This is a genomic window from Clostridium sp. NSJ-49 (assembly GCF_014287725.1).
In the GTDB taxonomy this organism is placed as follows: domain Bacteria; phylum Bacillota; class Clostridia; order Clostridiales; family Clostridiaceae; genus Clostridium; species Clostridium disporicum_B.
Map to the genome: position 1 here is coordinate 1 of NZ_JACOOP010000077.1, position 10,023 is coordinate 10,023.

Consider the following 10,023-nt stretch of genomic DNA (forward strand, 5'->3'; position numbering starts at 1 on the left):
ACACTGCTTACATTGATACTTTTGTTTAGCCTGCTTATTCATACCAAACTTGTATAGTTTATCAGAATTACAGCGTGGGCATTTTATATTAGTTTTGCTCATTGTTCTTCTCTCCTTTTCGAAGGGGGTATTATTTAGTCTTGCAAACCTATTGTATTTCCTTGGGTTGAGAAGAGCAATGTTCATATAACTTAACAGATCGAATCTGAATTAAGGGAGGTTTATAGTAATGAGTGATACAACATCACTATGCTTAAGTGGTAACGGCATAACAAAAATATTTGGGATAGGAGATAGTAAAACTATTGCTGTAGATCATGTAGACTTTGAATTTCACGAAGGTGAAATAATTTCTATAGTTGGAGAGAGCGGCTCAGGTAAAACTACATTTGCTAAAATGCTTTTAGGATTAATAAGCATAACAGAAGGTGAAATACTATTTCAAGGAAAGCCTAGGGATATAAAGACTCATAAAAAGAAAAAAGAATATTGGAGGGGAATACAAGCAATATTTCAAGATCCTTTTTCATCATTCAATGTTTTTAATAAGATAAATTCAGTTTTATTAGATTGTATAAATATGAGAGGTGGAAGAAAACTTTCTAAAGAAAAAAAGATTAAAATGATGACAGAGGCTTGTAGTTTTGTAAACCTTAAATTTGCAGAACTTACTAATAAATATCCATTTGAGCTTTCAGGAGGACAGATGCAACGGCTAATGATTGCTAGAATATTCTTATTGAAACCTAAAATATTACTTGCAGATGAACCAACTTCAATGATAGATGCATGTTCAAGAGCTACAATTTTAGATATGCTTTTAAAATTAAGAGAAGAGACTAATATGACAATTATCTTTATTACTCATGACATTGGACTAGCTTATTATGTTTCAGATAAAGTTTATATAATGGAACATGGTAAATTTGTAGAATATGGATCAGCAGAAGATGTTATTTTACGACCGAAAGCAGAGTATACTAGACGATTAATTAGTGATGTTCCTAAAATTTATGAAGAATGGGACTTAAACACTGTATAAAAATGAAAAAAATGCAAGCAAAACCCGTAAGTGAAAAGTAGACTTCGTCGAAGTGAAAACGCTACTATAGTAGCATGGAAATGTTAACTTAAATTTAAGTTAAAGTGAAAGAACTACTGTGGTAGCAGAAAAAGTAGCAATACAGATATACTTTATCTAATTCACTTAGTAATCCTTTCCCTGTCACAGTAGTGACCTTTTTCACTCAGCTTTAGCTGAATTTTACCCTTTGACGAAGTTAAACTTTTCATATAAGTGTCTCATAATTTATTTCAGCTATCTAGATATCTGAAAATTCTATATTACATTTTTCTATTGTATTCATACAGTTTGAATTGAAGTTATCAATAATTGGTTCATTTTCAATAACCTTTATAGGAAGTGTAAATAAAAACTCAGTACCCTTTTCTTTACTACTAGTGACAGTGATATTTCCACCGTGAAGTTTTACTAAAGATTCGACTATAGATAAACCTATACCACTACCTTCACATTTTCGTGTCATAGTATTATCTACTTGCATAAACCTTTCAAAAATCAGATCTATTTTATCTTCTGAGATACCAACTCCATTATCTTTAACACTTACTAATATGTCATTACTTAGAGTAGTTATTTTCACTTCTATCTTACCATCTTTTCCAACATATTTAACTGCATTCGACAAAAGATTAAGCATTATTCTTTCTACTTTTTCTGAATCACAAGATATAATTTTTTCTTCAACATCTGTATCAAAAATAATTTCTATTCCTTTATCTTCAATATACTGTACAACAGACATAGTTATATCTTCTATAACTGAAATAATATTATGATTTTTAGGATGAATTTCATAATAGCCTGTATCAATTTTTGTCATATCAATTATGTTATTTGCTAGTCTAAGTAACCTATATGAGTTTTGCTTAATAGAATTTAAATAATTGTTTAAGTTAAAGTTATTATGTACCAGTATATTATTACTGTCTATGTTTTTATTTATAATTTGTAGACTAGCCAAAATAATATTTAATGGGGTTTTAAATTCATGAGATATATTAGCGAAAAACTCATTTTTTATATTTTCTAACTGTAGTGCTTCTTCAATTATCTTGTTTTCGCTTTCTAATTTCTTTTCTTCTGTAATGTCTTTTGCAGTACATAAATATATACTATCTTCTTTAAAGGATCTACAATTCCAAGATAACCATCTATATTCACCATTTTTACTAAGCATTCTACATATAATGTTACAACTATCATAATTCTTGGATAGATTGTATTTATAAATATTAAGTATGTTATTAATATCATCAGGGTGAATCAAATCTCTCCAGTGACCTGAGTTTAATTCGTCAACTGTCCATCCTAATACTTTAGTATAGCTATTACTTATTTTTTTATGTTTACCATCTTTAGATATTGTTGCTGTGATATCCACTGCAGTATTTAATAAAAATGATAGCTCCTCTTCAATTTCTAATCTTTTATTAAACTCAGCTTTTAATTTTTCAGTAAGTAAACAATTATTTATTATAGCACCTAATTGTTTAGCAAATGTTGCGGAGAAAGAGTCATTTTTACTTGAAAAATCTACTTTGTTTTTATAACATACATGTAAAATTCCTAAAATATCGTTATTGAATTTTATTGGATAAACACCTATATATTTAAATTTATCTTTATATAAATTCTTTATAAAATCATTATGTTTTTCAATAGGTAACATACAATAGTCATTATAGTTATCTAAAATACTTTGAAAATTATCTTTCTCTATCGGTATATAAGAATCAGCACAATGACTTGAATTAAAATTATTATTACAATAATATGGAACAAGATATTCATTGTAATGAATAAAAAAGTTAAATTCACTACACCCTAAGGTATTAATAATATTCCACTTAATTTTGTTTATTACTGTAAAATCATTAGCGGTATTAGTACCTTGATCAAGCAAACGTTGTAAAATTGTTAATTGATCATAACTTTTATTTAAGCTACTTTCTATGAAGTTCGTAAGAGTTATGTCTTTAGATAAACCGATAATATACGTAACTTCTTTATTATTATCTAAAATTGGATAAACACATCTACTCAAAACTATTTCTTTGCCAGATTTTAAGATATATGTATGATCAAATACTTTAGCTTCTTTTGAATTAATAATTACATTTTCAGTAGCTTGAATCCTTTTAACAGATTCTTTATTAAAGTAATCAACAGGGGATGTTCCTATGTATTCGTTTATATTCGCATTTAAAGCCTTTGCAAAAAGTTTATTCATATAAATATATTTTCCATTTTTATCTTTTATCCATGCCATAAAATTACTATTGTCTAATATACTTTCTAAATGTTCTTTTGTATATGAATGATTTTCTACCTCTGATAAATTTATAAAGATTGCATCAGTAGTATTAAATTTACTATAGCTATAGGTAATATTACATTTTTTATTTATATTATTAGTTGAAATATAAACGATTGACTCTCCATTTTTTCCTTTTAAAATCTTATCTACATCAGATTTGTCTTTTATAAGGTGATCTATTTTTAAACCTCGTAAATTATCTAATGATATCGGTATAAATTTAATAAAAGAATTATTGATAAATAATATCCTACCATTTGTATCAATAATAATAATTTTGTCCTGTAAATTATTTAAAAAATATTTCATAGTTAACCTCTTGTGTTATAATTTATGATTATATTGATATTATACAACCATTTGTTATAAATTTCATCAAATTATTACAAAATAATATTTGTTTTATTATGAATTTTACTAAAAATTATATAAAATAATTTTATATAGCTTTAAATTTTTAAGGAGTGAAGATATTGAAATTAAATGAAGAACAAAAGCTCTTAGTAAATGAATACGATAAAAACATTTTACTCTTAGCTTCTGCTGGAACAGGCAAAACTGATACCTTATCAAAACGAGTTGCTGGGATTATAGAGAGTGGAAAAGCTAATGCATCAGAAATATTATGTATTACTTTTACTAATAAAGCCTGTAAAGAAATGAAAGAAAGAGTAGAAGCTATTGTAGGAAGAAATTCAAAAGATATAACTATAAAAACATTTCATAGCTTTTGTTTTGATATAATAAAGGCTAATTGTAAAAGAAAAACAGATGTATTTAGCGATTTCATTATATTTGATGAAGAAGATTGTAAGGAATTAATAAAGAGTTGTAACTATTATAATTATCCAATAAGTAGCTTACAGTTGTTTATTAAAGAAATAAAGTCACTAATATCTAAAAATAATTTATTCATTTCTGATGGTATTGATTATAAAAGTATTATAAATAATTTGTACAAAGAGAATGATGATAAAATTAATCAAATATGTAGTGAGAGAGGAAAAGTTAATATAGAATTAAAAAAGTTTCTTAAAGAAAAAGGAGATATATTAATTCATACCTATAATTCTTTGCTTTATAGTAATCATGGATTAGATTTTGATGATTTGTTATTTAGGACGAAAGAGTTATTTAATGATAAGAATGTAATTAAGTCAATAAGTGAAAGGTATAAATATATCAATATTGATGAGATGCAGGATATAAGCACACTGGAATACTTTATAATAGAAAAGATATTTAAAAAGAATAATGTCTTGATGTGTGGAGATGTTTTTCAGACCATCTATAGTTGGCGTGGTTCTGAGCCAGATATAATAATTAATAATTTTAAAGAAAAATATAGACCAATGGAAATAGTATTTAATAAGAATTATAGAGCAACAAAGGTTTTAACAGAGAGTTCTCTTGAATATTTGAAAAATGCTTTTCCAAGCAAAGTAGAAGAGACATATAGAAAAGGTATTGAGGCAGAATCTACCACCTTTGGTGAAACTATAAAGTTATCAATTAATGATAATCCTAGGAGCGAAGCTAGGTTTATTTTTGATTCTATAAGATCTTTAGAAAAAGATGGAGCTAATATATATAGTACTTGTATCTTAACAAGAGACAATAATTATAATATATCTTTAAGTAATCATTTGAAGTCGTTACAATATTTAGGCGTTAACTTTGAGTTTATATTAGTAGATCAATTTAAATTTTTTAGGAGACAGGAAATAAAAGATATAATTGCATTTCTAAAGCTTATAGCTAACCCATATGATTCTTTAAGCTTAAAAAGAATAATTTTAAGACTTCCTACTGGTATAGGAGATAAAACCATTGAGGAAATTGAAAGTACTAAATACAAATCTGTAGGTATACTATTATCAGATTTTATTGATCCTAGTGTAATAGAGTATGGTGAAAAATTTACATTGTTGATTAATGAATTTAGTAATGATAACGTAATAATATTTGATGTAGAAAGTACTGGAACTGATGTAACGGAAGATGAAATAATTCAAATCGCTGCAATTAAACTTGACTCTAAAGGTAAAGTGATCGATAAATTTGAAAAATTTATTAAAAATACAAAAACAGTAGGTACATCAGAATACGTACATGGTTTTAGTGATGATTTTTTAAGAGAAAATGGTGAAGATAAGAAAAAAGTGTTAATAGAGTTTAATGAGTTTATAAATAACTCTATAATAGTAGGGCATAATGTACAATTTGATATAAATATATTATCAAGTGAGCTTCAAAGATTAAAAATGAATTCTATAAACATAAAAGGCTTCTATGATACCTTAGATATCTATAGAAGATTTTATCCAAATGCTAAAAATCATAAATTAGAAACATTATCAAATTTGCTTAATACTAAGAACAAGCCTAGCCATGATGCTATGGATGATATTTTAGCTACAGGAGAGCTTCTTATATATGCAATTAATAATTATATAATTCCTACATCAATGGAGAGAATGTCTTATATGATAAAGCATTTAAAATCTTTTAATAATATAATAGAAAAATTAAATATATTATTTGATAAAGCAAAAAATATGAGACCTTATGATATAGTAGCAGAAATAATTAATACCTTTAGTATTAAAACATTATATGTTGGTGAAGAAGGTAAGGAAAGAATTGAAAGATTAAGAGATTTTTATGTCCTACTAAAGGATTTAGATGATAAAAGTAAAAATAATAGAGATTCGTTATTAGATATTATCAAAATAACAGGATTATCAAATGGTGAATTTGAATCATTAATAATAAATAGGACCAAAAGACCGAGAATACCAATTATTACAATACATCAAGCAAAAGGCTTGGAGTATGAGAATGTCTTTTTAGCAGGTGCACAGAAAAATACCTTTCCATCATTTAGAGCTTTGAATAGTAATAATTTAGAAGAAGAGAAGAGGTTGTTTTATGTAGCTATAACTAGAGCTAAAAAAAGACTTTTTATATCTTGCAACACATCAGGTTACTTTGGATATAATGATAAAAGTCAATTTATAAATTATATACCTAATAAGTATTTAAAACAGGTTAAATAGGTATAAGAGAAAATAGAAATATGATATAATGTTTAAAGGCTTTATATAGGCTTATAATCATTAATAACATTTATGGAGAAAAACTTAATGAAAGAAGAATTTGTAAGAGCTATTGACTTAGCAAAAGAATTAAATTTATACTTAAAAATTGTAACAGCTACTAATACATTTGAAAGCTATAATAGCTTCTTCAACATATATGAACAATATGAAGAGGCCTGCAGAAGAATAGCAGTATTAACACCATATAAAGAATTAGAAGAAATTTATGATGAAGAATCTGGTTCTGAAATAATTAAAAATAGTATTATTGATGGTAATGTGTGGCTTAAAGAGTTTTCATTGCTAATTGATCCAAATACAATAGATATTAAAGAGATTAAGCTTACAAAAGATGAAGCTAATAAAATAAAAGAAGCATTGTTAACTATTAAATAAATATTATTTAAACTAGGAGAAAAAAATGAGAAATATAAGAATGATAATCCAATATGATGGGAGCAGATATAAAGGTTGGCAAAAACAAAATATAAAGGGAAGCAGTGTATCTACAATTCAAGATAAAATAGAAAAAGTATTATCTAAAATGACAGGTGATGATATACAAGTAATTGGTTGTGGAAGAACAGATACTGGTGTTCATGCAGACAATTATGTAGCTAACTTTAAAACTAACAGTACAGCAAGTATAAGTGAGTTTAAATCATACTTAAAAATGTATTTACCTGAAGATATAGTCATTAAGGATATGATGAATTGTAGTGAAAGATTTCATTCAAGATTAAATACAATTTCTAAAACTTATAAATACACTATTGATAATAATGATTTTTGTAATGTATTTATGAAGAATTACTCTTATCATATTGAAGAAAAACTTGATGTTAACAAAATGATAGAAGCTTCAGAAGTACTTATAGGTACTCATGATTTTAGAAGTTTTACAAGTCTTAAGGCTAAAAATGGGAAATCAACAATAAGGACTATAAACTATATTAATATAAATGAAAAGGATAATATAATTACTATCACTATTAATGGTAATGGATTCTTATTAAATATGGTAAGAATTATTGTAGGTACATTAATTGAAGTGGGTAAAGGTAATTTATCTATTGAAAATATGAGAAGTATCTTAGAAGAAAAAGATAGAAGCAAAGCAGGGGAAAAGGCTCCAGCCAAAGGACTATGTATGTTAAAAGTAGAATATTAATTTGTTATTAGTAGAGGAGAAAATTTAATGCTTATAGGTAAGGACATAAAAGACGAAGAAAAGTATTTATCAAATACTATAAATACAATAAATAGTTTATTAGAGAATTATGGAGTTTCAAGTTCTAATCAAGATAAATCTATTATAGAACACAGAAAATTCCTTTGGGATAATAGAAGTGAATTAGATGAAATTGAAATAAATGAAAATTGTGGGCAGGTTGCCTTAGAGGAAAAATTATATGCAAGCAAAATTTCAAGGATTAAAACATTAGAAAGACAATTAAAGTCACCTTACTTTGCAAGATTAGATTTTAAAGAAGACGGAGAAGAAGCTGAAAGTTTTTATATTGGATTATCTACTGTAGAAAATGAAGAGGATTTTGAATTCTTAGTATTTGATTGGCGTTCTCCTGTATCTAATATGTTTTATGATTTTGAAGTTGGACCAGCGTATTATAAAGCACCAAATAGAACTATAACTGGAGAAATAGAGTTTAGTAGACAGTTTAATATAAAAAATGGAAAAATAGTTTTTATGCATAATTCTAATGAATCTCTTTGCGATGAAAATCTAAGTACTATGCTTAATAGAAATGCAACAGATAAGATGAAAAATATAGTTGCAACAATCCAAAAAGAGCAGAATGATATTATTAGAAATGATGATAGTAAAATATTATTTATTCAAGGAGCTGCTGGATCAGGTAAAACTTCTATAGCACTACACAGAGCAGCTTACTTATTATATAAAAATAGAAAAAGCTTAAAAGCCGATAATATATTAATTTTCAGTCCTAATGAAGTTTTTGCAGAGTATATATCTGATGTATTGCCTGACCTTGGAGAAAGTAATATATTACAGACTACTTTTGAGTTATATTCAAAGAGATTTTTACCAACAAATTATATTTTTGAAAGTAAAAATGAACATCTAGATTATATATATTCAGTAGATAGAAAAAATACTAGCTTTAAAATTAGATCAAAATCTATGGAATACAAAAATACTACAAAATTTATGTCTATTTTAGATAAATATACAAAGGATCTTCCAAATCATTTAATAGAAATAAATCCTATAATTATAGATAATTCTGAAGTTATAAGCAAAGATGTAGTTAAAAAAACATTTTTAACTAGATTTAAGGATATACCATTATTAAATAGAATTGATGTCGTTAAGCAAAGTTTATTTTCTCAACTTGAAACTAAATATTTAGCTTCAGATGATAATTTAGCTTTAGATTATATAGAAGATAAAGAAGAGTTTTATACTTATTGTAAAGAAGAAGTAAATAGACAAGTAGATAAAATGATAAAAACTTTAGATAATGTTGCTATATACAAACTTCTATGGGAAAATATCGAGAAGTACACAAACGATGACTTGAAAGATATTAAAGAATATACAATCGAATATATATTAGATAAAGAAGTAAAATATGAAGATCTAACACCAATTATATATATTAGAGCTGCTATGGAAGGCTTTAGAAATTATAGTAATATGAAGCATATACTTATAGATGAAGCTCAAGATTATAGTCCATTATTTTATCAATTAATAAGAAAGTCTTTTAGTAATGCAAAGATAACTATTATGGGAGATTTAAACCAAAGGATAGATAAATATTCAAATGTTAAAAATAAAGATAGCATTTTAGAAGTTTTTGACGATGTAAAAGTTGCTATTCTTTCTAAGAGCTATAGATCAACTGCTAATATAACAAATTTTGCTAAGGAAATTTTAGATACCCATGAACCGATAGAAGCAGTAGAAAGAATAGGTGAAAATCCTAAAATAATTATTAATGATAGTAATTTAATCATATCTATAAAAAATGCAATACTAGATATGAAAGATAAAGAATGTAGTTCTATAGCAGTGATATGCAAAAATAAAGAAACTACTAAAAATATATTTAATAGTTTAAAAAACTTTAATTTAGATATAAACATTATAGATAATGAAAATTCAGAATTGAAAAATGGTATAAATGTAATTTCATCTTATTTAGCAAAAGGTTTAGAATTTGATGGAGTTATAGTTGCAGATGGTGAAAATTACTTAGATAGAGAAGATAGTAATTTGTTCTATACTGTTTGCACTAGAGCATTACACAAATTAGTTATATTTTCATCTAAATCTATAGAAACAATATTGCCAAAAAATAAATCATTATATGATATTAAATAAAATTATTAATAAGGGGCTGTATCAAAAAAAATTTGATATTTGCCGATAAAGAAAAGGAAGTTCGAATTTGAACTTCCTTTTTTGCGCATAGTAATAATATGAAAAACTTCACAAAAAATGTGATTCCTATGCAACAAATAGGATTTGCATT

The 10,023-nt window shown here is 25.7% G+C and carries 7 protein-coding genes; 5 read left to right on the plus strand and 2 right to left on the minus strand.

What is annotated here, in order from left to right:
- A partial coding sequence (locus H8S10_RS16945) for an IS1 family transposase (protein ID WP_347707662.1) occupies positions 1 to 102 on the minus strand: 102 nt, incomplete at its 3' end.
- Between the two features lie 127 nt (positions 103 to 229).
- Here H8S10_RS16945 and H8S10_RS16950 point away from each other — a divergent pair.
- Positions 230 to 1,042 carry an ABC transporter ATP-binding protein gene (locus H8S10_RS16950; RefSeq protein ID WP_186839652.1) on the plus strand — a complete coding sequence of 271 codons (813 nt, stop codon included), beginning with the start codon at positions 230 to 232 and terminating at the stop codon, positions 1,040 to 1,042.
- A gap of 280 nt (positions 1,043 to 1,322) precedes the next feature.
- Here H8S10_RS16950 and H8S10_RS16955 read toward each other — a convergent pair whose 3' ends face one another.
- Positions 1,323 to 3,710: a PAS domain S-box protein gene (locus tag H8S10_RS16955; RefSeq protein WP_186839653.1), complete on the minus strand. Its 2,388-nt coding sequence runs from the start codon at positions 3,708 to 3,710 to the stop codon at positions 1,323 to 1,325.
- Positions 3,711 to 3,871: 161 nt separating this feature from the next.
- Here H8S10_RS16955 and H8S10_RS16960 point away from each other — a divergent pair, with 161 nt between their 5' ends.
- The 4 genes from H8S10_RS16960 (at position 3,872) to H8S10_RS16975 (ending at position 9,872) form a co-directional block, all read left to right on the plus strand.
- Positions 3,872 to 6,460 carry a 3'-5' exonuclease gene (locus H8S10_RS16960; RefSeq protein ID WP_186839656.1) on the plus strand — a complete coding sequence of 863 codons (2,589 nt, stop codon included), beginning with the start codon at positions 3,872 to 3,874 and terminating at the stop codon, positions 6,458 to 6,460.
- Positions 6,461 to 6,547: 87 nt separating this feature from the next.
- The gene (locus tag H8S10_RS16965) at positions 6,548 to 6,898 is read left to right on the plus strand and encodes a hypothetical protein (RefSeq protein WP_055263066.1); all 351 of its coding nucleotides are present in this window, start codon (positions 6,548 to 6,550) and stop codon (positions 6,896 to 6,898) included.
- A gap of 25 nt (positions 6,899 to 6,923) precedes the next feature.
- A complete protein-coding gene (truA, locus tag H8S10_RS16970; protein ID WP_186839654.1) occupies positions 6,924 to 7,673 on the plus strand; it encodes a tRNA pseudouridine(38-40) synthase TruA in 750 nt (249 codons plus the stop codon).
- Between the two features lie 27 nt (positions 7,674 to 7,700).
- Entirely contained in the window at positions 7,701 to 9,872 is a 2,172-nt protein-coding gene (locus H8S10_RS16975; protein WP_186839655.1) for a UvrD-helicase domain-containing protein, read from the plus strand.
- Positions 9,873 to 10,023 lie beyond the last annotated feature (151 nt).

Coding starts and splice junctions, on each gene's coding strand:
- H8S10_RS16950 (WP_186839652.1), top strand. CDS start 230: ATGAGTGATACAACATCACTATGCTTAAGTGGTAACGGCATAACAAAA.
- H8S10_RS16955 (WP_186839653.1), bottom strand. CDS start 3,710: ATGAAATATTTTTTAAATAATTTACAGGACAAAATTATTATTATTGAT.
- H8S10_RS16965 (WP_055263066.1), top strand. CDS start 6,548: ATGAAAGAAGAATTTGTAAGAGCTATTGACTTAGCAAAAGAATTAAAT.
- truA (WP_186839654.1), top strand. CDS start 6,924: ATGAGAAATATAAGAATGATAATCCAATATGATGGGAGCAGATATAAA.
- H8S10_RS16975 (WP_186839655.1), top strand. CDS start 7,701: ATGCTTATAGGTAAGGACATAAAAGACGAAGAAAAGTATTTATCAAAT.